The sequence below is a fragment of the Staphylococcus gallinarum genome (genome assembly GCF_000875895.1).
In the GTDB taxonomy this organism is placed as follows: Bacteria; Bacillota; Bacilli; order Staphylococcales; family Staphylococcaceae; genus Staphylococcus; species Staphylococcus gallinarum.
Genome location: NZ_JXCF01000233.1, coordinates 1 through 241, shown reverse-complemented (window position 1 = coordinate 241; position 241 = coordinate 1). Strand labels below are relative to the sequence as shown.

Annotated in this window: 1 rRNA gene; it reads left to right on the top strand. The window is 53.5% G+C overall.

The window, feature by feature from the left end:
• Window positions 1-241 (top strand): 23S ribosomal RNA (locus SH09_RS14235); the annotation flags it as partial.

Here is a 241-nt window from a genome sequence, read left to right as displayed (position 1 = left end):
GCCGAAAATGTACCGGGGCTAAACATATTACCGAAGCTGTGGATTGTCCGTAGGACAATGGTAGGAGAGCGTTCTAAGGGCGTTGAAGCATGATCGCAAGGACATGTGGAGCGCTTAGAATTGAGAATGCCGGTGTGAGTAGCGAAAGACGGGTGAGAATCCCGTCCACCGATTGACTAAGGTTTCCAGAGGAAGGCTCGTCCGCTCTGGGTTAGTCGGGTCCTAAGCTGAGGCCGACAGG